This is a genomic window from Pseudomonas sp. PB120 (assembly GCF_009761815.1).
Classification (GTDB): Bacteria; Pseudomonadota; Gammaproteobacteria; order Pseudomonadales; family Pseudomonadaceae; genus Aquipseudomonas.
The window spans coordinates 19,238-41,256 of record NZ_RWIN01000125.1 but is presented as its reverse complement, the minus strand read 5'-3'; the positions used below and the strand labels follow the sequence as shown (position 1 = coordinate 41,256).

Genomic DNA, 22,019 nt, shown 5'->3' with positions numbered 1-22,019 from the left:
TTTATGGCAGTCAAAGTCCTGGTGGTGGACGATTCGGGGTTTTTCCGCCGCCGCGTCTCGGAAATTCTTTCAGCGGATCCGAACATCCAGGTCGTCGGCACGGCGACCAACGGAAAAGAGGCGATCGATCAGGCCCTGGCCCTCAAGCCTGACGTGATCACCATGGACTACGAGATGCCAATGATGGACGGCATCACGGCGGTGCGGCACATCATGCAGCGCTGCCCGACGCCGGTCTTGATGTTTTCCTCGCTGACGCACGAAGGCGCCCGGGTCACCCTGGACGCGCTGGATGCGGGGGCCGTGGACTTCCTGCCGAAGAACTTCGAAGACATCTCGCGCAATCCCGAGAAGGTCAAGCAATTGCTGTGCGAGAAGATTCTGAGCATCTCGCGCAGCAACCGTCGTGCCAGCGCCTACAGCGCTCCGGCACACGTCGCCGCGCCAGCCCCGACACCGACACCGGCGCCTTCGAGCATCGGCAGTTACGGCAACAGTGCGCCGGCACGTCCAGCACCGACACCGATTCCGGCCCCAACGCGTACCCACGCACCGGCCTCCTCGGGTCCGTCGTCGCCTGCGCCAAAACGCAAGAACTACAAACTGGTTGCCATCGGCACCTCCACCGGTGGCCCGGTTGCGCTGCAACGGGTGCTGACCCAGTTGCCGGCCAGCTTCCCTGCGCCGATCGTCTTGGTCCAGCACATGCCGGCCGCGTTCACCAAAGCGTTCGCCGAGCGCCTGGACAAACTCTGCCGCATCCACGTCAAGGAAGCCGAGGATGGCGACATCCTGCGTCCGGGCCTGGCGTTGTTGGCACCGGGTGGCAAGCAAATGATGATCGACGGCCGTGGCGCGGTGAAAATCCTGCCGGGCGACGAGCGTCTGAATTACAAACCCTGCGTGGACATTACCTTCGGTTCCGCGGCCAAGTCCTACGGCGACAAAGTTCTGGCGGTCGTGCTGACAGGGATGGGCGCTGACGGTCGCGAAGGCGCGCGTCTGCTCAAACAGGGCGGCAGTTCGATCTGGGCTCAGGACGAAGCCAGTTGCGTGATCTACGGCATGCCGATGGCCATCGTCAAAGCCGAGCTCGCCGACGCGGTGTACAGCCTCGATGACATTGGCAAGCATTTGGTCGAGGCGTGTATCTGATGGATGTTCTAAGCCTGATTGGCATCATCATGGCGTTCGTCGCCATCATTGGCGGCAACTACCTGGAGGGCGGTCACCTCGGCGCCCTGGCCAACGGCCCGGCGGCGTTGATCGTACTCGGCGGGACCATCGGCGCAGCGTTGCTGCAATCGCCGGTAAGCGCCTTCAAGCGTGCCATGCAGATACTCGGCTGGATCCTGTTTCCGCCTCGCGTGGACCTGGCCGGCGGTATCGATCGCGTTGTGAACTGGAGCCTGACCGCACGCAAGGAAGGTCTGCTCGGTCTGGAAGGGGTGGCCGACACCGAACCCGACAGTTACTCGCGCAAGGGTCTGCAACTGTTGGTGGACGGCGCCGAGCCGGAAGCGATTCGCAGCATTCTGGAAGTCGATTTCTACACCCAGGAAAGCCGCGACATCGAAGCCGCCAAGGTGTTCGAAAGCATGGGCGGCTACGCGCCGACCATCGGCATCATCGGTGCCGTGATGGGCCTGATCCATGTCATGGGCAATCTGGGCGATCCGTCGCAACTGGGCAGCGGCATCGCCGTGGCCTTCGTCGCGACCATCTACGGCGTGGCCAGTGCCAACCTGGTGCTGCTGCCGATTGCCTCCAAACTCAAATCCGTTGCATTGCGTCAGTCGCGTTATCGCGAAATGTTGCTGGAAGGCATCCTGTCGATCGCCGAAGGTGAAAACCCTCGCTCTATTGAGTTGAAGCTTCAGGGCTTCATGGATTGATGGGGGTAATGGATTATGGCTCGTCGCCGGCAACCTGAAGAACACGTCAACCATGAACGCTGGCTCGTTTCCTACGCCGACTTCATCACGTTGCTGTTCGCGTTCTTTGTGGTTATGTACTCGATTTCTTCGATCAACGAAGGCAAGTACAAGGTCATTTCCCAGGCGCTGATCGGCGTCTTTACCGACGCTGATCGCTCCCTCAAGCCGATTCCGATTGGCGAAGAGCGACCGAAGACGGTTACCCCGGCCAAACCGTTGGTCAAGGACAGCGAGCAGGTCGATGCCGGCGTCGCCGGTGCCAGCGATCCCCTGAAAAGCATCGCCGATGACATCAGCGCCGCGTTCGGCGACCTGATCAGCTCCAACCAGATGACCGTGCGCGGCAACGAGCTGTGGGTGGAAATCGAGCTCAATTCCAGCCTGTTGTTCGGCAGCGGCGATGCCATGCCCAGCGACATGGCGTTCAACATCATCGACAAGGTCGCCACGATCCTGAAACCGTTCGACAACCCGATTCACGTCGAAGGGTTCACCGACGATCAACCGATCCGCACCTCGCAGTACCCGACCAACTGGGAGCTGTCGTCGGCCCGTTCGGCCAGTATCGTGCGCATGATGGCGATGCAGGGCGTGAACCCGAGTCGCCTGGCGTCGGTGGGTTACGGCGAGTTCCAGCCGGTGGCCAACAACGCCACTGCCGAAGGCCGGGCGCGCAACCGTCGGGTGGTGTTGGTGGTGTCGCGAAATCTCGATGTCCGCCGCAGCCTGACCGGCACCGGTACCGCGAATGCAAAACCGGACGCCGCATTGAAGCGTGCTGGCACACAAACTGCACCGACCCCGGTCAAGTCGCCGGGACGAGAGAGCGCCGTCAATTCTCCGTCACCCGCATTAACACGCTGAGCTATTTCTCGGCCGACCTTGTCGGCCGGGAGGAACAATCCGAATGAGAGTCTGGGCAGTCGCCAATCAAAAGGGTGGTGTCGGTAAAACCACTTCCTCTATCGCTTTAGCCGGTTTACTGGCCGAGGCGGGCAAGCGCGTGGTTGTGGTCGATCTCGACCCCCACGGCTCCATGACCAGTTACTTCGGTTACGACCCCGATAGCCTGGAACACAGCAGCTACGACCTGTTTCTGCACAAGGGCAGCGTGCCGCAAGGCTTGCCCGGTCAGTTGTTGTTGCCCACCAGTCACGACAGTATTTCCTTGTTGCCATCGAGTACCGCGCTGGCAACCCTCGAGCGCCAGTCGCCGGGCCAGAGTGGCCTGGGCCTGGTGATTGCCAAGAGCCTGGCGCAACTGTGGCAGGACTTCGATTACGCCGTGATCGACAGCCCGCCGTTGCTCGGCGTGCTGATGGTCAATGCCTTGGCGGCGAGCCAGCAGTTAGTGATCCCGGTGCAGACCGAGCACCTGGCCGTCAAAGGCCTGGAGCGCATGGTCAACACGCTCGAGATGATCAACCGCTCGCGCAAGCAGGCTTTGCCTTTCAGCATCGTGCCGACCCTGTTCGACCGTCGCACACAGGCATCCCTCGGGACGCTGCGCGTGCTGCGTGACAAGTACCCGGAAGAAATCTGGCAGGGCTACATCCCGGTCGACACGCGGTTGCGTGACGCCAGCCGGGCAGGGGTCACGCCTTCGCAATTCGACGGCAAGAGCCGTGGAGTCCTCGCTTACCGCGCACTGCTCAAGCATCTGCTTGCCCAGCAGCTCGTTCCGCAGGTGGCCTGAGATGAATCGGCCGGTAAAAATCACCTCCCGTCCGCAACTGGCGCTCCAGTCTTATCTCGACAGCCTGCTGCAGGACGCGACCGAAGAATTACCGCTGGAAGTCCAGGCGCTTAACGAAGTCGTCGAGGTGGTCGAAGCGGTCGAGGTTGAAGCCGCGCTGGACGAGTTCCAGGCTGCGGTGCTGGAAGAACAGGCCCGCGATGCGCAGAAACCTGCGGTGGTGGCTGCACCGGTTGCCGCGCCGGTGGTCACTCCAGTCGAGAAAGCCCCGCTTGCGTTGATCGAAGCGCCGACGCCGATCCTCGCGCCCGTATCGACCATCGCGCCGATGCTGCAAGCCTTGGTGCCGCCGGTGGTTGAAGTCCATCTGCCGCCGAGCAACACGCCACCGCCGGTGGAAACCGACGGTCGCCCGTCCTGGGCAGCCGAGCCGTTCGAATGCCTGTTGTTCGATGTCGCCGGGTTGACCCTTGCCGTGCCGCTGGTGTGCCTGGGATCGATTTATTCACTGGCCGGGCATGAGCTGACACCGCTGTTCGGTCAGCCGGAATGGTTCCTCGGCATCCTGCCGAGCCAAGCCGGCAACCTGAAGGTGCTGGATACCGCGCGCTGGGTCATGCCCGATCGTTATCGCGATGATTTCCGTCAGGGCCTGCAATACGTTATTTCGGTTCAGGGCTACGAGTGGGGGCTGGCGGTGCATCAGGTCAGCCGATCGTTACGCCTGGACCCGAACGAAATCAAATGGCGCAGCCACCGTGGTCAACGGCCATGGCTGGCGGGCACGGTGATTGAACACATGTGTGCGTTGCTCGATGTTTCCGCATTGGCCGAGTTGATCGCCAGCGGTGGGGCAAAGCACATGGGCGGCAGCAAGCCGCCGCAAAAGCTGACATAACAAGCACGCGACGGCATTGTTGAATGCCGCCACAGAACACACACCGCTAGGGCGGTTTTTTGAGGGGTCAGGGTATGAATGATAAGGCGTCGTCTGCAAAGGGTTCCGAAGATCCGATCCTGCAATGGGTAACCTTCAAACTGGACAATGAAACCTACGGCATCAACGTGATGCGCGTTCAGGAAGTCCTGCGCTACACCGAAATCGCCCCGGTCCCGGGTGCTCCGAGCTACGTGCTGGGCATCATCAACCTGCGCGGTAACGTGGTCACCGTAATCGACACCCGTCAGCGCTTCGGCCTGATGAATGCCGAGATCAGCGACAACACCCGTATCGTCATCATCGAAGCCGACAAGCAAGTGGTCGGGATCATGGTCGACAGCGTGGCCGAAGTGGTTTACCTGCGTCAGTCGGAAATCGAAACCGCGCCGAACGTCGGTAACGAAGAATCCGCCAAGTTCATTCAAGGCGTGTGCAACAAGAACAACGAACTGCTGATCCTCGTCGAACTGGACAAGATGATGAGCGAAGAAGAATGGTCGGACCTGGAGAACATCTGATTGATTCTTGAGGTAGCGGTCATTGTCCTGTTCCTGTTCTGGGCAGGCACGCTGGCGATGTTTCTGGCGTACATACGCGGCCAACGGCTGATCGCGGCGCAACAGGCCGAGGGCGATGCGCTGCGCGATCAGCGCATCAAGGACCTGGCCAAACGCGTCGACAACTACCAGAGCGGCAACGTGCGCATGGGTGAAGACCTGCACGAACTGCGCGCGGTAGTCGGCCCGTTGCCGGACAAACTGGCTCAACTGGAGCAGCGTGACCCGTCGAGCCTGTCGTTTGCCCAAGCGGCAAAACTGGTCGGCATGGGCGCAAGCGTCGATGAATTGACCCAGTCCTGCGGGTTGACCCAGGCCGAGGCGGAATTGATGAGCAAGTTGCACAAGAACTGATTTTTTCGATTCGGCTGATACCGCTTTCGCGAACAGGCTCGCTCCCACATTTGCTTGGTGGTGGACACAAAATGTGTGACCGCCGCCAGTTCCAATGTGGGAGTGAGTCTGCTCGCGATGGCGCTGTGTCAGTCACCGTTGATGTTGAACATGGTGCCGCCTTCGCGGGCAAGCCTCGCTCCTACAGGTGATGCAGTCCGAACACATAATACGTGAGCGCCGCCGAACCCTGTAGGAGCGAGCTTGCTCGCGATGGACTCAATGGCGACGCGTGCATTCTGAAGAAACGCGGCGTTCATGCCTCCATCGCGAGCAAGCTCGCTCCTACAGGGTGTTGTTGATACCTCAGTAGTCGTCGCCACGCGCAGTGATGTCCTTCTCGACCATCACTGCCTGCGGATCATGCCCCGCCGGAAATTTGCCCTTCAGATTCCACGCAAACGCGATGATCTCGGCAATCGTGCGATACAACTCTTCCGGAATACTGTCCCCTAATTCCATCCGCGCGAGCAGTTTCACCAGCTCGGGGTTTTCGTAGATCGGCACCTCACAATCGCGGGCGATCTTCAGAATGGCTTCGGCCAGTTCTTCGTCGCCTTTTGCCGTGAGGGTCGGGGCGTGGGTGCCGTCGTATTTGAGGGCGATGGCCTGGCGGGGGGCGTTAGGGGTACTCATGCGGTTTCGTCGACCCAGCGTTGTTCGAGGCGGGTTTGCGGGCCTTGCGGCGGTGTTCCGAGGTGGCAATCAAGATCGCCGACGTTAAGGCCTGACGCCAGTAAGCGTTCGCGCAGTCCGGCCAGATTGCTCTCGATCAGGCTGGCGGTGTACGGCCGTTCGGCCCAGAGCTGACTGGACAGGCTGCCCCTGATCAACTGCGCCTGGACTTGCAGCGGGCCCAACGGCTCCATGTCGAACGCCAGGTCGACGCGCCACAATGGCTGTTTGGGTTCACGTTCGTCGCGGCGTTCGTGGGGTTGCTCTTTCTCGGGGGCTTCTTCGCGCTGCAACTTGACCTGCAACGGCACGATGTCTTGCAGGTTGCGCATCGGGATTTCCAGCTGCCAGGTGCTGAGCAGGCGACCGTCGTCGGTCACGCCGGTCTGTTCGAGGCTCGACAGCTGATGGCTTTGCAGGCGCGACACCGCTGCAGCGGCCAGCCGCAACAAGTGCTCCAGGTCGCCTTCGCCGTCCATGCTTTGCAACAGGCGTTCGGGGATCGGAAAACTGGTGGGTAGCGGTTTCGCGCTGACCTGGCCGAGCATGCCGAGGGCGCTGCGCACGAAGCTCGGCATCGCCTGGGCCAGCGTGTTGGCGGCGATGATCGCATTCAGATTGGTATTGGCCGGCAATCCCGGCGTCAGTTGGGCGATCAGCTTGAGCAGGTCGCCCTTCATGTCTGGCGCCAGCGTCGGATTCTGCCCGGTCAACAGTTTGGCCTCGAGGAACAGGCCGCTATTGGCCAGCGCCTGGGCGAGGCCTTTCGGCGAGCTGAGCTGTTGAACGTCCGGCAGACCGGCGAGCAGCTTCTCTACCGCAACGCGCAGGTCACTGGACGTCTGATCGGACTGCGGCAGGTTTTGCAGGAGTTTGATCAAGCCATCCAGCGAGCCTTGGCGGCTTTGCTGGCTGACCAGTTGCTGGGTCACGGCCAGTTGTTCTTGACGGCTACTCAAGGGCACGAACTTCAGGGTCTGCGTGTCCTGCACCAAGGCGCTCAACAACGTGCCGATGCGCAGGGGCGTCGGGCTGTCGATGCTCAACGTGCTGCCGCTCAACGCGGTGTTGAGCAGGCTCACCATCGACCGAAACACCGTCGGCTGGCCCGGCACCTGCGGCATTACCTGCGAAGTCAGTACTTTGCCTTGCAACAGGGTGCCGACCGGCAGTTGCGCGGTGTCGATGCGGGTGAGGGTGGCGACGCTGGACGCGATGGCCTGTTGCACAGTGATCGCCAGGTTGCTCGCCGACGGCTGGGTGATCGCCAGGCTGGTGCCTTGTGGCAACGGCTGCGTGCTGGTGGCCTGGACCGTGGTCTGGCGGCCGCTGTCGGTTGTCACCTTCAGCAATAATTGAAACGTCTGATCCGCCTGCTTGAGCGACAGCACTTCGGCTTTCGCGGTCTGGCCGGCCGTGATCAAGCCCTCCATCGGCGCCAGCAGCTTCAGCAGGTCGCCACTCACCATCAGCGGCCGCGTGGTCGCGGGCGTGGTTTGCGGTAGCGGGAGGATGTTCATTTCGCCTGTCATACGCGGTCACAACCTGAGGAAAATGCACTCTTTAGAGTAGGGCATGGCATGTATAATGCCGCCCGTCTTTCGGGGAGTGGCGAAAACATTGCAATTGTTTGACGCAGCTCTCTAGAACAGGCCGCCAATGCATCTATGCTGCATCTCTTTAGCGGCCGCTACGCCGCCGACTTGAACCGTAAAGGCCCGTGATCTCTTGACCAGTCCTGTCCTGCAAACCGTTGCCCTCGCTTGTGAGCGAGACCTCCGGCTGCTCTTCGAAAATCTCGAATTGAGACTGGCCAGTGGCGAAATGCTACAGATCAGCGGCCCCAACGGCAGTGGCAAGACCAGCCTGTTGCGCCTGCTGAGCGGTCTGATGCAGCCGACCGCCGGTCACGTGTTGCTCAACGGCCAGCCGCTGAACGAGCAACGCAGTGAGCTGGCGCGCAACCTGCTGTGGATCGGTCATGCCGCCGGCATCAAGGATCTGCTGACCCCGGAAGAGAACCTCAGCTGGCTCTGCGCTCTGCATCAACCGGCCTCCCACGACGCCATTGGGCAAGCGCTGGCTGCCGTCGGACTGCGCGGGTTCGAAGATGTTCCCTGTCACACCCTGTCCGCTGGGCAGCAACGCCGTGTGGCACTGGCGCGCTTGTACCTCGACAGCCCGCCGCTGTGGATTCTCGATGAGCCCTTCACGGCGCTGGACAAGCAAGGCGTGGCGCAACTCGAAGAACACCTGGCCGCGCACTGCGAACGCGGTGGCATGGTGGTGTTGACCACGCACCACACGCTGACCCGAATGCCGACCGGCTATCGCGACATTGATCTGGGGAACTGGGCAGTATGAGTGTTTTCGGCCTGTTGGTCGCCCGTGAGGCCCGTTTGCTGTTTCGCCGTCCGGCGGAGTTGGCCAATCCGCTGGTGTTCTTCGCGATTGTGGTGTCGCTGTTCCCGCTGGCGGTGGGTCCCGAGACTCAATTGTTGCAAACCTTGTCTCCGGGACTGGTCTGGGTCGCGGCCCTTTTATCGGTTCTGCTCTCGCTGGACGGGCTTTTCCGCAGTGATTTCGAAGATGGATCCCTCGAACAGTGGGTCCTTTCGCCGCACCCCCTGCCTCTTCTGGTTTTGGCCAAGGTGCTGGCACACTGGTCGTTTTCCGGGCTGGCACTGGTTTTGCTCGCTCCACTGCTGGCGTTGATGCTCGGTTTACCAACCGCTTGTCTGCCGGTGTTGCTGCTTTCTTTATTGCTGGGTACACCGGTGCTGAGCCTGCTCGGTGCGGTGGGCGCGGCCCTGACGGTGGGATTGAAACGTGGCGGCCTGTTGTTGGCGCTGCTGATTCTGCCGCTGTACATCCCGGTGTTGATTCTTGGCAGTGGCGCCTTGCAGGCAGCCTTGCAGGGCATGCCGGCGACCGGTTATCTCTTGTGGCTTGGTAGCCTGACCGCCCTGGCGATAACCCTGACACCCTTTGCAATAGCTGCTGGCCTGAAGATCAGCGTCGGCGAATAATGAGGTCTGATCAATATTTGATCAGTAAAGACCCTTTGGCTGCTTCGTGAACACGAACGGCAACCGTGATGGAAACAGTAATGAACTGGACCTGGTTTCATAAGCTCGGCTCACCCAAGTGGTTCTACGGCATCAGCGGCAAACTGCTGCCATGGCTGAGCATCGCTGCGTTGCTGCTGATTGGCGTCGGTGTCGTGTGGGGCCTCGCCTTCGCGCCGCCGGACTACCAGCAAGGCAACAGCTTTCGCATCATCTATATCCACGTTCCGGCCGCCATGCTTGCGCAGTCCATCTACGTGATGCTGGCGGTGTGCGGCATCGTCGGGCTGGTGTGGAAGATGAAACTGGCGGACGTTGCCCTGCAGTGCGCGGCGCCGATTGGTGCCTGGATGACCGCCGTGGCGCTGGTCACCGGCGCAATCTGGGGCAAACCGACGTGGGGCTCGTGGTGGGTCTGGGATGCACGACTGACGTCCATGCTGATTCTGCTGTTCCTGTATTTCGGTCTCATCGCGCTGGGCAACGCCATCAGCAATCGCGACAGCGCCGCCAAGGCCTGCGCGGTGCTGGCGATTGTCGGTGTGATCAACATCCCGATCATCAAGTACTCGGTGGAGTGGTGGAACACCCTGCACCAGGGCGCGACGTTTACCCTGACCGAAAAACCGGCGATGCCGGCCGAGATGTGGTTGCCATTGCTGCTGACGGCGCTGGGTTTCTACTGTTTCTTTGGCGCGGTGCTGCTGCTGCGCATGCGCCTTGAAGTGCTCAAGCGCGAAGCTCGCGCCAGTTGGGTCAAGGCCGAAGTGCAGAACAGCCTGGAGGCCGCTCGATGAGTTTTGCTTCATTCGGCGACTTCCTCGCCATGGGTCATCATGCCCTGTATGTCTGGTCAGCCTATGGCATCTGCCTGGCGGTGCTGGGCCTTAACGTGGCGGCGCCAATCCTGGCCCGCAAGCGGTATCTGCAACAAGAGGCGCGTCGTCTGCGCCGGGAGAACGGCAAGTGAATCCGCTGCGTAAAAAGCGTCTTATCATCATTCTCGCGATCCTGGTCGGTGTCGGCGCTGCCGTCGGCCTGGCCTTGAGTGCCCTGCAGCAGAACATCAACCTGTTTTACACCCCGACCCAGATCGCCAACGGCGAAGCCCCGCAAGACACGCGTATTCGGGCGGGCGGCATGGTCGAGAAAGGTTCGCTGCAACGTTCCGGCGATTCCCTGGACGTGAAATTCATCGTCACCGACTTCAACAAATCCGTGACCATCAGCTACCGCGGCATCCTCCCGGACCTGTTCCGCGAAGGGCAGGGCATCGTCGCACTGGGCAAGCTCAACGCCGATGGCGTGGTCGTGGCCGATGAAGTGCTGGCCAAGCACGACGAAAAGTACATGCCACCGGAAGTGACCAAGGCGTTGAAAGACAGTGGTCAATCCGCCCCAACACCCGCGAAGGAGGGTTGATCGATGACTTCCGGCATTTTTATTCCTGAGTTGGGCCACCTGGCCATGATCCTCGCGCTGTGTTTCGCGCTGGTTCAGGCCGTGGTGCCGTTGCTGGGTGCATGGCGCGGTGACCGCTTGTGGATGAGCCTCGCCCAGCCCGCCGCCTGGGGGCAGTTCGCGTTTCTGGTGTTCGCCTTCGGTTGCCTGACATACGCGTTCATGACTGATGACTTCTCGGTCGCCTACGTAGCCAGCAACTCCAACAGCGCCTTGCCGTGGTATTACAAATTCAGCGCCGTGTGGGGCGCGCACGAAGGGTCATTGCTGCTCTGGGCCTTGATCCTTGGGGGCTGGACCTTCGCGGTGTCGGTGTTCTCCCGCCAGTTGCCGCAAGTGATGCTGGCGCGGGTGCTGGCAGTGATGGGCATGATCAGCACCGGTTTCCTGCTGTTCCTGATCCTCACCTCCAACCCGTTCTCCCGGATCCTGCCGCAGATTCCTGCCGACGGTCGCGACCTCAATCCGTTGCTGCAAGACATCGGCCTGATCGTTCACCCTCCGATGCTCTACATGGGTTATGTCGGTTTCTCCGTGGCATTCGCGTTCGCCATCGCCGCGTTGCTCGGTGGTCGTCTTGATGCAGCGTGGGCGCGCTGGTCGCGTCCGTGGACCATCGTCGCCTGGGCTTTCCTCGGCATTGGCATCACGTTGGGCTCATGGTGGGCGTATTACGAACTCGGCTGGGGTGGCTGGTGGTTCTGGGACCCGGTGGAAAACGCCTCGTTCATGCCATGGCTGGTGGGCACGGCGCTGATTCACTCCCTGGCCGTCACGGAAAAACGTGGCGTGTTCAAGAGCTGGACCGTGTTGCTGGCCATCGCGGCGTTCTCGCTGAGTTTGCTCGGGACCTTCCTGGTGCGTTCCGGCGTGCTGACTTCGGTGCATGCCTTTGCGTCGGACCCTGAGCGCGGAGTGTTCATCCTGATATTCCTGCTGTTCGTGGTCGGCGGTTCGCTGACGCTGTTCGCCCTGCGCGCGCCGGTGGTCAAGAGCCATGTCGGCTTCAACCTCTGGTCCCGGGAAACCCTGCTGCTGGGCAATAACCTGGTGCTGGTGGTCGCGGCGTCGATGATCCTGCTCGGTACGCTGTACCCGCTGATTCTGGATGCGATGACCGGCGCCAAGCTGTCGGTCGGCCCGCCGTACTTCAACGCGCTGTTCATTCCGTTGATGGCGTTGCTGATGGTGGTGATGGCTGTCGGGATGCTGGTGCGCTGGAAAGACACCCCGGTCAAATGGCTCATGAGCATGCTGACGCCGGTGTTTCTCGGCAGCGCTGCGTTGGCGGTGGTGGCCGGCGTCGCCTACGGCGATTTCAACTGGGCGGTGATCGCGACGTTCATGCTCGCAGCCTGGGTATTACTCGCCGGTGTGCGCGACATCTTCGACAAGACGCGTCACAAAGGCCTGATCAAAGGCCTGCCGACCCTGACCCGCAGTTATTGGGGCATGCAGGTCGCTCACCTCGGCATCGCCGTGTGCGCGCTGGGTGTCGTGTTGTCGAGCCAGAACAGTGCCGAGCGTGATTTGCGCCTGGCACCGGGCGAGTCCATGGACCTGGCCGGTTACCACTTCGTGTTCGAAGGCGCCAAGCACTTCGAGGGCCCGAACTTCACGTCCGACAAGGGCACCGTGCGGGTGATCCGCGATGGCAAGGAAGTCAGCGTGCTGCACCCGGAAAAACGTCTCTACACCGTGCAGAACTCGGTGATGACCGAAGCCGGGATCGACGCCGGTTTCACCCGCGACCTCTACGTCGCCCTCGGCGAACCGCTGGGTGATGGCGCCTGGGCCGTGCGCGTCCACGTCAAGCCGTTTGTGCGCTGGATCTGGTTCGGCGGACTGCTCACCGGCCTGGGCGGGTTGTTGGCGGCGTTGGATCGCCGTTATCGGGTCAAGGTAAAAAGCCGCGTGCGCGAAGCGCTGGGCATGACGGGAGCCACTGCATGAGACGTTGGTTGATGCTGTTGCCACTGGCGATATTTCTGGTGGTGGCTGTTTTCCTTTATCGCGGGCTGTATCTGGACCCGGCCGAGCTGCCATCGGCCATGATCAACAAGCCGTTCCCGGAGTTCTCCCTGCCTGCGGTGCAGGACGGCAAGACCCTGACCAAGGCCGACATTCTCGGCAAGCCGGCACTGGTGAACGTCTGGGGCACCTGGTGCATCTCGTGCCGGGTCGAACACCCGGTGCTGAACAAACTGGCCGAGAAAGGCGTGGTGATTTACGGCATCAACTACAAGGACACCAATGCGGACGCCTTGAAGTGGCTGGTGGAATTTCATAATCCGTACCAGCTGAATATCCGTGACGATGAAGGCTCGCTGGGCCTGAACCTTGGCGTGTACGGTGCTCCGGAAACGTTTTTTGTCGACGCCAAGGGCATCATTCGCGACAAGTTCGTCGGCGTGATCGACGAGCAGGTCTGGCGTGAAAAACTGGCGGCCAAGTATCAGGCGCTGGTCGACGAGGCCAAGCCATGAAACGCTGGATCGCCGCCGCAGTATTGGGCTTGAGCATGGCTGGCGTGGCGCACGCGGCCATCGACACCTACGAGTTTGCCAAAGAAAGCGATCGCGAGCGTTTTCGCGAGCTGACCAAAGAGCTGCGTTGCCCCAAGTGCCAGAATCAGGACATCGCCGATTCCAATGCGCCGATTGCCGCCGACCTGCGCAAAGAGATTTTCCGCATGTTGGGCGAGGGCAAGGACAATCAGCAGATCATTGACTTCATGGTCGACCGCTACGGTGATTTCGTCCGCTACAAACCTGCGCTGAACGCTAAAACCGCACTGCTCTGGTTCGGCCCTGCCGGCCTGTTGCTGGGCGGCTTTGTGGTCATTGCCGTGATCGTCCGCCGTCGTCGCGTGCAACGCGCTGACACCCGGGACGATCTCTCCCTTGATGAGCGCGAGCGCCTCGACCACCTGTTGGAAAAAACCAAGAATGATTGATTTCTGGCTCGCTGCAGGTCTGCTGCTTCTGGTTGCCCTGAGTTTTCTGCTGATCCCCGTTTTGCGTGGCCGCCGTGCTCAACTCGAAGAGGATCGTACGGCCCTGAACGTCGCGCTGTATCAGGAACGCGTGGCTGAGTTACAGACTCAGCAGGAGGAGGGCGTTCTCGACGCGGCGCAAATGGACACCGGTCGCGCTGAAGCGGCGCGTGAATTGCTCGCCGACACCGAAGGTGTCGAGGCACTGCGGGTGTCCCGCTTGGGCAAGCCGTTGCCACTGCTGGCCGCGCTACTGGTGCCGGTGTTGGGCCTTGGTCTTTACCTGCATTTCGGCGCCAGCGACAAGGTTGAACTGACCCGTGAATTCGCCCAGGCGCCGCAGTCAATGGAAGAGATGACCCGTCGTCTGGAACGGGCTGTCGCGGCGCAACCGGACTCGGCCGAAGGCCTGTATTTCCTGGGGCGCACGTACATGGCACAGGATCGTCCTGACGATGCGGCGAAAATCTTCGAGCGCACCGTGAACCTGGCCGGTCGCCAGCCGGAGTTGCTGGGTCAGTGGGCGCAGGCTCAATACTTCGCCGACGGTAAAAGGTGGTCGGACAAAGTGCAGGCGCTGACCGACGAAGCGCTGAAGGCTGATCCAAAGGAAGTCACCAGCCTTGGCCTGCTCGGCATCGCGGCCTTCGAAGGCCAGCGTTACCAGGACGCAATCAACTACTGGAATCGCCTGCTGGCGCAACTGCCTCCGGACGACAACTCGCGAGAAGCCTTGCAAGGCGGAATCACCCGAGCCACCGAGAAACTGCAAGCCAGCGGTGGCAAGGTGGCCGAGGCTCCGGCGGCCAAAGCGGCAGCGCGGCTTAAAGTTACCGTCGACCTGGCGCCCGGCCTGAAGGACAAAGTCCAGCCAGGTGACAGCGTCTTCATCTTTGCCCGCGCCACCTCCGGCCCGCCAGCACCGCTGGCCGCCAAGCGCCTGACCGTGGCCGACCTGCCGGCAACCGTCGAACTGGGCGATGCCGACGCGATGATGCCGCAATTGAAACTGTCGAACTTCCCTGAAGTCCAACTGGTTGCGCGCGTCTCCCGTGCCGGCCAACCGACTGCCGGTGAATGGATCGGTCGCGGCCAGCCCTTGGCCAGCAGCACCACCGCGCCGCAACAACTGACCATCGACAGTCCCGACAAATAACAGGAACTCCCGCTATGACCGCCATCGCTCGTATCACCCTGCTCAGCCTGGTTCTGGGGTTAAGCGCCTGTGCGGTCCAGCGGCCGGAACCGACGTCACTGCCACCGATCCCGCCGTCGCAGCCACGTCCTACTCCGTCTCCGACGCCAACACCGGGCAAGCCGAGCATTCCGGCCAAACCCGCCAAGCCGATGCCACGCACCTCCGCCAGCTTCGCCCCGCCGCCGGGTGGCAACAGCCATTGGGATGCCAAAATGGGCGTTTACGTGCTTGATGATCAGCCCAACACCTTCTACCGCCAGCGCACGTACTACCGTTGGAACAACGGCTGGAGCCGGTCGATCAGCCCGAACGGGCCTTGGGAAGAGACCGACATCCATGGCGTGCCGGGTGGGTTGGGACGGCAATTCGGGCAGTAAATGGAAACGGCGATCCCAGCATCGCCGTTTTGCTGTCTGGGGTTTGGAAAAGACGTTTTAGAGAATCGCGCGGTACTCGGTCAATGCCTTGCTTGACTGAACCAATCCCTGGCGTAACAGAAGATCAAGGTATTTGCCGACATCCATCGGCGGCAGCTTCAGCTGTTTGCGTTGCCGTTGCGCCGCCGCGACCACCGCTGCCGGGTCCAGATCGAAAAGATTATCGACAAACTCGTCCGGGTGCTGAGCTTCAATACCGAAGGGACTCAGTGCGGCGCAGGGGAAGTCTTTCTGATTGAAGGTCACGATGACGCTGGCATTGCAGTGAATGGCAGCAGCCAGGACATGTCGGTCATCGACGTCGGGTAGCGTCAGTCCTTCAATCAGCGCCTCGTAGCCGGACACACAAGCGTCGGGTAATGCCTGATCCATCAGTTCTGACGTGCGGTTTAATTGTCCTGCGGTCAGATCCGGACGGTTTTTGAGCAAATTGCGTTTCCATTCGCAGTGTATCTCCAGAGTCCATTTCGCTCTAAAACGTCCGGAGAGTGCGAGCCACATCAGAAAATCTCTCAGCGGTGCGGGGTAAAGCACACATGCGTCATATACAGCGGTAAAAGAGGATTGCCTCACTCGTAGCCTGTCCTTAACGCTTGTGCCTGCTCGGCGAGAAGCGTCATTGCTCGCTCGCTGGCGGTATCGCGTCGGGATTTATAGTCCATCAAATCAGCAAAGCGCACACGTCGGTGCTTGCCGGTTTTGTGGTAGGACAAGTCGCCAGATTCCAGCAGTTTGATCAGGTGCGGGCGTGAGACATTGAGCAAGTCTGCCGCTTCCTGAGTGGTGAGTTCCGCGTGGACCGGGACCACTTTGACGGCGTTGCCTGCGGCAAGCTCAGCCAGGATGTCGACCAGCAACCGGAGTGCCGAGGTAGGCAGTTCAACGGTGTGAGCTTCGTTTTGTTCGTCAAAAATCTGAATGTGTTGAGTTTCGAATTGAGTCGCCAGATAAGCCGCCAACGCCCGTTGGCCTTCAATAGCAGCCTGTATTTCGCGTGCGAGGGGCAGTTTGGTTGGTGGGTGAATGAGGTTTTGCATGGTGATTTTCAGCGTCCTGAATCAGCGATGCTGGCAGGCTATTCGAATTATTCGAAAATCGCAATAAACGAAACTGATAGGGGTTTCTAAACCTCTTTCAATAAAAATCCCCCCCATATACTCCACAAGCAGTCGAGCCTTTCCGCTAGAACGCCGCTTTGCCAATCGAAGCACCGCCATCGACAAACAGCGTTTGCCCCGTGATAAACCCGCTTTGCTCGGACAACAAAAACGCAATCGCCGCCGCGATTTCCTGTGGATGCCCCAGACGCCCCATCGGCACGCCGGCCAGATAACGTGCCTCGCCCTCGCTGCCTGGCGGGTTGTTGGCGCGGAACAGTTCGGTTTCGGTGGGCCCCGGGGCCACGGCGTTGACCGTCACACCGGTTTGCGCCAGTTCCAGCGCCCAGGATCGCGTGAAGCTGATCAGCGCCGCCTTCGCCGCCGCATAAGCCGTGCGCTGGGTGATGCCGAGCACGGTCAAGCTGGAAATGTTGACGATTCGTCCCCACGCTTTGGTGCGCATGTTCGGCAGCAGTGCCTGTGTGGCCTGCAGGGCTGAATGCAGGTTGACTCGCATGACGTCGTCGAAGGTGTCCAGATCGATGTCACCCAGCCCTTGCGGGCGCACCAGGCCGACGTTGTTCACCAGACCGTCAAACTCATAGCTCCGGGCCAGGTCTGCCAGCACTTCCTGAGTCAGCACCCGGTCGCTCAAATCCAGCGGAAACAAAATGCCCGGAAAGCTCAAGTCAGGTGTCCGGGCAATGCCGACCACCCGGTGCCCGGCCCGGTCCAGATGCTCGGCCACTGCGCGGCCAATGCCTTTGCTGGCGCCGGTGATGAGAAAAGTACGTCGGGTCATTTCAAGCTCCTTGAAAGAACATGCCGCGAGTCGGACAGCATTTGAAAGGGTCGGCCGCGAATGGCATCCAGCATCGCTTGAGGCTCAGTTGGCTGAGTGTAATCGGTGTTGATGTCGGTGTGACGGCTGTCATTGCGCAAAAGAATCATTCCTGGGAAACATGCAGTCGATCCCATCACATTCTGCAAAACAACTGAACGTCGAGAGCGGACGCCTACAATGCGGTGGTCGAGATTGCCCACATCATGCTTCAGGAGATTGCGGCTGACGGGGAGTCCATTCCCATGCCGACGTCTGCCGCTGCACACCGTGGGAACGCGGAGTTTGCCGACATGGGCTGGGGGATGCTGGAGCTGGACATTTCGCCCTACATGGGCAAAACCGAGAAGGTCAACGTGACGCTGCCCGGCTATGTCATTCAGCGCATTGACCGGTATGTGCGAGAACACAATGTGAAGAGTCGTTCTTCTTTTCTGGCCGATGCGGCGATGGAGAAGCTGGTTCGACACTAAGCAACATCGCCCGGACCCACTAAGCTCCGGGCGACGCACCGACGATGGGTATGAAGCGTCAAGCCGTCGCGAGTGATGCCTTCTGCGAAACGCTCAAGAACCGCAGCAACGCCAACAACGGAAACGCACTGCCGACTATCACGATCCATAACCAGCCGCCGTGTTCATACACCGCGCTGGCCACCGAAGAGCCAAACGCGCCGCCAATGAAGATGCTGGTCATGTACAGCGCGTTCAGACGGCTGCGGCTCTTGGCGTCGAGGGCATAGACCGCGCGTTGGCCCAGGACCATGTTCATCTGCACGCAGAAGTCGAGCACCACGCCGGTGACGGCGAGGCCGATCACGCTGTAGGCCGGATGGATGAATGCCGGCAGGAAACTCAGGCTGGCGAACAGCAACGCCAGCAGCGATGCAATGCGAGTATGGCCGGCGTCGGCCAGTCGACCGGCAATCGGCGCAGCGATGGCGCCGATGGCACCGACCAGGGCGAAGATCGCGATCTGGGTTTGCGACAAACCATGATTGCGCGCCAGTTCCAGCGGCACGGCGGTCCAGAACAGGCTGAACGTGGCGAACATGCAACCCTGGTAAAACGCGCGCTGACGCAACACAGGTTGTTGGCGCAACAGCGTCCACAGCGAACCCAACAGCTGGCCGTAGGAGGCGCTGTGATCGGGCTGGCGCTTGGGGATCGTCAGGGCCAGCACGATGCTGATCGCTGCCATCAACACCGCCGCAATCACAAACATCGCCCGCCAGCCAAAGTGGTCGGCCACGACACTGGACACCGGACGCGCCAATAGAATGCCCAGCAGCAAACCGCCCATGATTCCGCCGACCACGCGGCCACGGGATTCCTCGGGTGCCAGGTGCGCGGCCAGCGGAATCAGGATCTGTACCGACACCGAACTGAAACCCACCAACAACGAGATCAGCAAAAACACATTCGGCTGATCGGTGAACGCTGCGCCCAGCAGACTGGCAATCGCCACGAGGGTGGTGATGATCATCAACCGGCGGTTTTCCAGCAGATCGCCCAGCGGCACGAGGAAGAACAGGCCCAGCGCATAACCAATCTGAGTCAGTGAGACAATCAGGCTGGCCATGGTGCTGGTCAGGCCGATGTCCGGCGCAATCAAGCCAATGATCGGTTGGGCATAATAAATGTTGGCCACGATGGCACCGCAGCAGAAGGCAAATAGCAGCACCATGCCTTTGGTCATTGTCGTGGCACCGTGGGGCGCCTGAGTGGCTGAGGTCATTACGTGTCTCGCTGAACAGAGGGGAATGCGCGAAGGCTAAAGAAGGATCGGATTCGGCAGAAGAGGGAATGGAGTGATAGTCATCATGCCGTTGAGCAATGATTGACGGACCTGAGTGATGTCTATCGATGAACCTTGCGTCAAAACGTTGAGGTCCGATGATACATTCACTTACATCCTGTTCGATAGCGTGCTTATGTTCTCTCCTCACGTTTCATAACCGGAAGGCACTTCCATGAATGCGATGTTTCGTCACCTGGTTCACGGCGTTTCAGTTGTTACCTTGATTGGCCTGTTCACGGCAGGCCTCGCCCTGGCCGCCGACGCGCCGGGCACGCGCATCGGCGTGCGTGGCGAGATAACGGGGGTCAGTCCCGACGCGTTGAAAGTCCACGCCAACAGCGGCGAAAACGTGGTGATCAACCTGACCAGCGACACCAAGGTCCGTGCGGTCACCCTGGCCAATATCGAAGACATCAAACCCGGCAGCTACATCGGCTCGGCGGCCATTCCGCAGGACGATGGCACCCTCAAGGCGCTGGAAGTCCATGTCTTCCCACCGGAACTGGCCGGCAGCGGCGATGGGCATCGGCCCTTTGATCTGGTCAAGGGCAGCAGCATGACCAACGGCAGTGTGGGCGACCTGGTGGTCAGCAATGGGCGGGTGTTGACGGTGAACTACAAGGGCGGGCAGCAGAAGATTCTGGTGCCGGAAGATGTGCCGATCGTCAACCTGATGCCGGGGGATCGCAGCTTGCTGAAGGTGGGGGTGAAGATCGTGACGTTCGTGACCCAAAGTGCGGACGGGACGTTGACGGCTCAATCCATCTCGGCGGGCAAGGATGGCGTCACGCCGCCGATGTAGCTACATGTCGCAGATCCTGTGGGAGCGAGCCTGCTCGCGATGGCGGCGTATCAGCCACCATCAATGTGAATGACCCACCGCTATCGCGAGCAGGTTCGCTCCCACAGTGGATCTCCAGCGACCACAAATCTTCCATCAGATGCAGAAAAGGCGACCTTCTCAGGTCGCCTTTTTCATTAGGCTATCAGCCTTTACTGAGCGTAAATCTGATCAAAGATCCCGCCATCATTGAAGTGCGTTTTCTGCACGGTCCGCCAGTCACCAAAGGTCTTCTCGACCGACAGGAAGTCCACTTTCGGGAAACGGTCGGTGTACTTGGCCAGTACCGCAGGATCGCGCGGGCGCAGGTAGTTCGCCGCAGCAATTTCCTGACCTTCCGGCGACCACAGGTACTTCAGGTATTCTTCGGCGGCCGCGCGGGTGCCTTTCTTCTCGACGACTTTGTCGACCACCGACACCGGTGGCTCGGCTTCAGCGGAAACGCTTGGGTAGATCACTTCGAACTGGTCACGTCCAAACTCGCGGGCAATCATTTCCGCTTCGTTTTCGAAGGTCACCAGCACGTCACCGATCTGGTTGGTCATGAACGTGGTGGTCGCTGCACGGCCGCCGGTGTCCAGTACGGGCGCTTGCTTGAACAGTTTGCCGACGAAGGCCTTGGCCTTGTTCTCGTCGCCACCATTCTTCAGCACATAACCCCAGGCCGAGAGGTAGGTGTAGCGGCCGTTGCCCGAGGTTTTCGGGTTAGGCACGATCACTTGCACGCCGTCCTTGAGCAGATCCGGCCAGTCTTTCAGGGCTTTCGGGTTGCCTTTGCGGACAATGAACACCGTGGCCGAGGTGAACGGCGCGCTGTTGTTTGGCAGGCGGGTGACCCAGTTGTCCGGGACCAGTTTGCCGTTGTCCGCCAGGGCGTTGATGTCGGTGGCCATGTTCATGGTGATGACGTCAGCCGGCAGGCCGTCGATGACCGAACGCGCCTGTTTGCTCGAACCGCCGAAGGACATCTGCAACGTGATGTTTTCGTTGTGCTCGGCTTGCCAGTGTTTCTGGAAGGCAGTGTTGTAGTCCTTGTAGAAATCGCGCATCACGTCGTAGGAAACGTTAAGCAGGGTCGGTGCGGCCTGAGCCACGCTGGTCAATGCCAGGCCAGCGGCCAGAAGTGAGGCGCCAAAGAGTTTTTTCACTGCGCAGTCCTTGTTCTATTTTAAAAATGAGGCAATTTGCCAGCGACTATAACTGGGCTCGCATAGTCCTTTAAAGATTAAAAAGCACTTTGCTTATTCCAGTTTTTTGAACAGCTGATTGCCGCAGCGTGAGCAGAACGCCGCGCCGTGTTCGTGGCTGTTTTTCTTGCACACCGGGCAGTCATGTTGCAGTTGTTCACCGCGCATGGCGTTGGCCAGCTCGGCGGTAAAAATCCCGGTCGGCACCGCGATGATCGAGTAACCCGTAATCATCACCAGCGACGAAATCACCTGGCCCAGCGGCGTCTTGGGCACGATGTCGCCGAAGCCCACCGTGGTCAATGTCACGATAGCCCAGTAGATGCCCTTGGGGATGCTGGTGAAGCCGTGTTCAGGGCCTTCGATCACGTACATCAACGTACCGAACACTGTCACAAGCGTGCAGACGCTGACCAGGAACACCACGATCTTCTGCTTGCTGCCGCGCAGCGCCGACATCAGATAGTTGGCTTGCTTGAGGTAGGGGCTGAGCTTGAGTACCCGGAAAATCCGCAGCATCCGGATGATCCGGATAATCAGCAGGTACTGCGCATCGGCGTAATACAGCGCGAGAATGCCGGGCACGATGGCCAGCAGATCCACCAACCCATAGAAGCTGAACGCATAGCGCAGCGGCTTGGGCGAGCAGTACAGGCGCAGGCCGTATTCGATGGCAAAGATGACCGTGAAGCCCCACTCGATGTATGCCAGCACGTCGGCGTAGTTCTGGTGGATCGCGTCGATGCTGTCGAGCATCACGATGATGATGCTGGCGAGAATGATCAACAGCAGGATGCCGTCGAAGCGACGCCCTGCCTTGGTGTCGCTCTGGAAAACCATGACGTAAAGCTCTTCACGCCAGTTTTTGCTGCTGTCCATGGATACCGCCTGAA

The 22,019-nt window shown here is 60.4% G+C and carries 26 protein-coding genes and 1 pseudogene; 19 read left to right on the top strand and 8 right to left on the bottom strand.

The genetic code is table 11. From position 1 onward, the window contains the following. Nucleotides 1-3 precede the first annotated feature (3 nt). The 7 genes from EJA72_RS23145 to EJA72_RS23115 all read left to right on the top strand — a co-directional run bounded on the left by EJA72_RS23145 (nucleotide 4) and on the right by EJA72_RS23115 (nucleotide 5,484). Complete coding sequence (locus EJA72_RS23145) at nucleotides 4-1,155, top strand: chemotaxis response regulator protein-glutamate methylesterase (RefSeq protein WP_157714090.1); 1,152 nt, start codon at nucleotides 4-6, stop codon at nucleotides 1,153-1,155. Then, nucleotides 1,155-1,895 carry a flagellar motor protein gene (locus EJA72_RS23140; protein WP_157714088.1) on the top strand — a complete coding sequence of 247 codons (741 nt, stop codon included), beginning with the start codon at nucleotides 1,155-1,157 and terminating at the stop codon, nucleotides 1,893-1,895. The genes EJA72_RS23145 and EJA72_RS23140 overlap by 1 nt, the downstream gene beginning before the upstream one ends. A 15-nt stretch (nucleotides 1,896-1,910) precedes the next feature. Beyond that, nucleotides 1,911-2,801 (top strand): flagellar motor protein MotD, encoded by an 891-nt coding sequence (motD, locus tag EJA72_RS23135; RefSeq protein WP_157714086.1) that lies wholly within the window; start codon nucleotides 1,911-1,913, stop codon nucleotides 2,799-2,801. Between the two features lie 43 nt (nucleotides 2,802-2,844). Next, nucleotides 2,845-3,633, top strand: coding sequence for a ParA family protein (locus EJA72_RS23130; RefSeq protein ID WP_157714084.1), 789 nt, complete (start codon nucleotides 2,845-2,847; stop codon nucleotides 3,631-3,633). Nucleotide 3,634: 1 nt separating this feature from the next. Then, nucleotides 3,635-4,531 (top strand): CheW domain-containing protein, encoded by an 897-nt coding sequence (locus EJA72_RS23125; protein WP_157714082.1) that lies wholly within the window; start codon nucleotides 3,635-3,637, stop codon nucleotides 4,529-4,531. 74 nt (nucleotides 4,532-4,605) lie between these two features. Next, on the top strand, nucleotides 4,606-5,091 hold the full coding sequence (locus EJA72_RS23120; RefSeq protein WP_131061597.1) for a chemotaxis protein CheW: 486 nt from the start codon (nucleotides 4,606-4,608) through the stop codon (nucleotides 5,089-5,091). Continuing rightward, the gene (locus tag EJA72_RS23115) at nucleotides 5,092-5,484 is read left to right on the top strand and encodes a DUF2802 domain-containing protein (protein ID WP_157714080.1); all 393 of its coding nucleotides are present in this window, start codon (nucleotides 5,092-5,094) and stop codon (nucleotides 5,482-5,484) included. It begins immediately after the preceding gene. Nucleotides 5,485-5,829: 345 nt separating this feature from the next. Here EJA72_RS23115 and EJA72_RS23110 read toward each other — a convergent pair whose 3' ends face one another. Next, a complete protein-coding gene (locus EJA72_RS23110) occupies nucleotides 5,830-6,159 on the bottom strand; it encodes an EscU/YscU/HrcU family type III secretion system export apparatus switch protein (protein ID WP_157714078.1) in 330 nt (109 codons plus the stop codon). Beyond that, on the bottom strand, nucleotides 6,156-7,730 hold the full coding sequence (locus tag EJA72_RS23105) for a flagellar hook-length control protein FliK (protein ID WP_157714076.1): 1,575 nt from the start codon (nucleotides 7,728-7,730) through the stop codon (nucleotides 6,156-6,158). The genes EJA72_RS23110 and EJA72_RS23105 overlap by 4 nt, the downstream gene beginning before the upstream one ends. A 196-nt stretch (nucleotides 7,731-7,926) precedes the next feature. Between EJA72_RS23105 and ccmA the strand changes: the two genes are divergently transcribed. The 10 genes from ccmA to EJA72_RS23055 all read left to right on the top strand — a co-directional run bounded on the left by ccmA (nucleotide 7,927) and on the right by EJA72_RS23055 (nucleotide 15,297). Then, nucleotides 7,927-8,562, top strand: coding sequence for a cytochrome c biogenesis heme-transporting ATPase CcmA (gene ccmA, locus EJA72_RS23100; protein WP_157714074.1), 636 nt, complete (start codon nucleotides 7,927-7,929; stop codon nucleotides 8,560-8,562). Next, entirely contained in the window at nucleotides 8,559-9,227 is a 669-nt protein-coding gene (gene ccmB / locus EJA72_RS23095; protein ID WP_157714072.1) for a heme exporter protein CcmB, read from the top strand. The genes ccmA and ccmB overlap by 4 nt, the downstream gene beginning before the upstream one ends. Before the next feature lie 80 nt (nucleotides 9,228-9,307). Beyond that, nucleotides 9,308-10,063: a heme ABC transporter permease gene (locus EJA72_RS23090; RefSeq protein ID WP_157714069.1), complete on the top strand. Its 756-nt coding sequence runs from the start codon at nucleotides 9,308-9,310 to the stop codon at nucleotides 10,061-10,063. Next, nucleotides 10,060-10,236, top strand: a complete 177-nt coding sequence (gene ccmD, locus EJA72_RS23085; protein ID WP_157714067.1) for a heme exporter protein CcmD — start codon at nucleotides 10,060-10,062, stop codon at nucleotides 10,234-10,236. Before EJA72_RS23090 ends, ccmD begins: the two co-directional genes overlap by 4 nt. Next, the gene (ccmE, locus tag EJA72_RS23080) at nucleotides 10,233-10,688 is read left to right on the top strand and encodes a cytochrome c maturation protein CcmE (RefSeq protein ID WP_008026817.1); all 456 of its coding nucleotides are present in this window, start codon (nucleotides 10,233-10,235) and stop codon (nucleotides 10,686-10,688) included. The genes ccmD and ccmE overlap by 4 nt, the downstream gene beginning before the upstream one ends. Nucleotides 10,689-10,691: 3 nt before the next feature. After that, on the top strand, nucleotides 10,692-12,680 hold the full coding sequence (locus EJA72_RS23075; RefSeq protein WP_157714065.1) for a heme lyase CcmF/NrfE family subunit: 1,989 nt from the start codon (nucleotides 10,692-10,694) through the stop codon (nucleotides 12,678-12,680). Further along, the gene (locus EJA72_RS23070) at nucleotides 12,677-13,213 is read left to right on the top strand and encodes a DsbE family thiol:disulfide interchange protein (protein WP_157714063.1); all 537 of its coding nucleotides are present in this window, start codon (nucleotides 12,677-12,679) and stop codon (nucleotides 13,211-13,213) included. Before EJA72_RS23075 ends, EJA72_RS23070 begins: the two co-directional genes overlap by 4 nt. After that, a complete protein-coding gene (locus tag EJA72_RS23065; RefSeq protein WP_157714061.1) occupies nucleotides 13,210-13,683 on the top strand; it encodes a cytochrome c-type biogenesis protein in 474 nt (157 codons plus the stop codon). Before EJA72_RS23070 ends, EJA72_RS23065 begins: the two co-directional genes overlap by 4 nt. Continuing rightward, the gene (ccmI, locus tag EJA72_RS23060) at nucleotides 13,676-14,878 is read left to right on the top strand and encodes a c-type cytochrome biogenesis protein CcmI (protein WP_157714059.1); all 1,203 of its coding nucleotides are present in this window, start codon (nucleotides 13,676-13,678) and stop codon (nucleotides 14,876-14,878) included. The genes EJA72_RS23065 and ccmI overlap by 8 nt, the downstream gene beginning before the upstream one ends. 14 nt (nucleotides 14,879-14,892) lie before the next feature. Beyond that, complete coding sequence (locus EJA72_RS23055; RefSeq protein ID WP_157714057.1) at nucleotides 14,893-15,297, top strand: hypothetical protein; 405 nt, start codon at nucleotides 14,893-14,895, stop codon at nucleotides 15,295-15,297. 57 nt (nucleotides 15,298-15,354) lie between these two features. Here the strand turns inward: EJA72_RS23055 and EJA72_RS23050 are convergent, their stop codons facing one another. The 3 genes from EJA72_RS23050 to EJA72_RS23040 form a co-directional block, all read right to left on the bottom strand. Further along, nucleotides 15,355-15,930, bottom strand: a complete 576-nt coding sequence (locus tag EJA72_RS23050; protein WP_178129538.1) for a PIN domain-containing protein — start codon at nucleotides 15,928-15,930, stop codon at nucleotides 15,355-15,357. Next, entirely contained in the window at nucleotides 15,927-16,394 is a 468-nt protein-coding gene (locus EJA72_RS23045; protein WP_157714055.1) for a helix-turn-helix domain-containing protein, read from the bottom strand. The genes EJA72_RS23050 and EJA72_RS23045 overlap by 4 nt, the downstream gene beginning before the upstream one ends. A gap of 145 nt (nucleotides 16,395-16,539) precedes the next feature. Further along, nucleotides 16,540-17,259, bottom strand: coding sequence for an SDR family oxidoreductase (locus EJA72_RS23040; protein WP_157714053.1), 720 nt, complete (start codon nucleotides 17,257-17,259; stop codon nucleotides 16,540-16,542). 209 nt (nucleotides 17,260-17,468) lie between these two features. On the opposite strand from EJA72_RS23040, the pseudogene EJA72_RS23035 reads away from it, so the two are divergent. Next, nucleotides 17,469-17,771: pseudogene (locus tag EJA72_RS23035) on the top strand (type II toxin-antitoxin system HicB family antitoxin); the annotation flags it as partial. Nucleotides 17,772-17,829: 58 nt separating this feature from the next. Here the strand turns inward: EJA72_RS23035 and EJA72_RS23030 are convergent. Next, complete coding sequence (locus tag EJA72_RS23030; protein ID WP_157714051.1) at nucleotides 17,830-19,035, bottom strand: MFS transporter; 1,206 nt, start codon at nucleotides 19,033-19,035, stop codon at nucleotides 17,830-17,832. Between the two features lie 235 nt (nucleotides 19,036-19,270). On the opposite strand from EJA72_RS23030, the gene EJA72_RS23025 reads away from it, so the two are divergent. Further along, entirely contained in the window at nucleotides 19,271-19,900 is a 630-nt protein-coding gene (locus tag EJA72_RS23025) for a DUF5666 domain-containing protein (protein WP_157714049.1), read from the top strand. Between the two features lie 191 nt (nucleotides 19,901-20,091). Here EJA72_RS23025 and EJA72_RS23020 read toward each other — a convergent pair whose 3' ends face one another. Both EJA72_RS23020 and EJA72_RS23015 read right to left on the bottom strand, forming a co-directional pair. After that, nucleotides 20,092-21,087, bottom strand: a complete 996-nt coding sequence (locus tag EJA72_RS23020; protein ID WP_178129537.1) for a sulfate ABC transporter substrate-binding protein — start codon at nucleotides 21,085-21,087, stop codon at nucleotides 20,092-20,094. A gap of 93 nt (nucleotides 21,088-21,180) precedes the next feature. Next, a complete protein-coding gene (locus tag EJA72_RS23015; RefSeq protein ID WP_157714047.1) occupies nucleotides 21,181-22,005 on the bottom strand; it encodes an ion transporter in 825 nt (274 codons plus the stop codon). Between the last annotated feature and the right edge of the window lie 14 nt (nucleotides 22,006-22,019).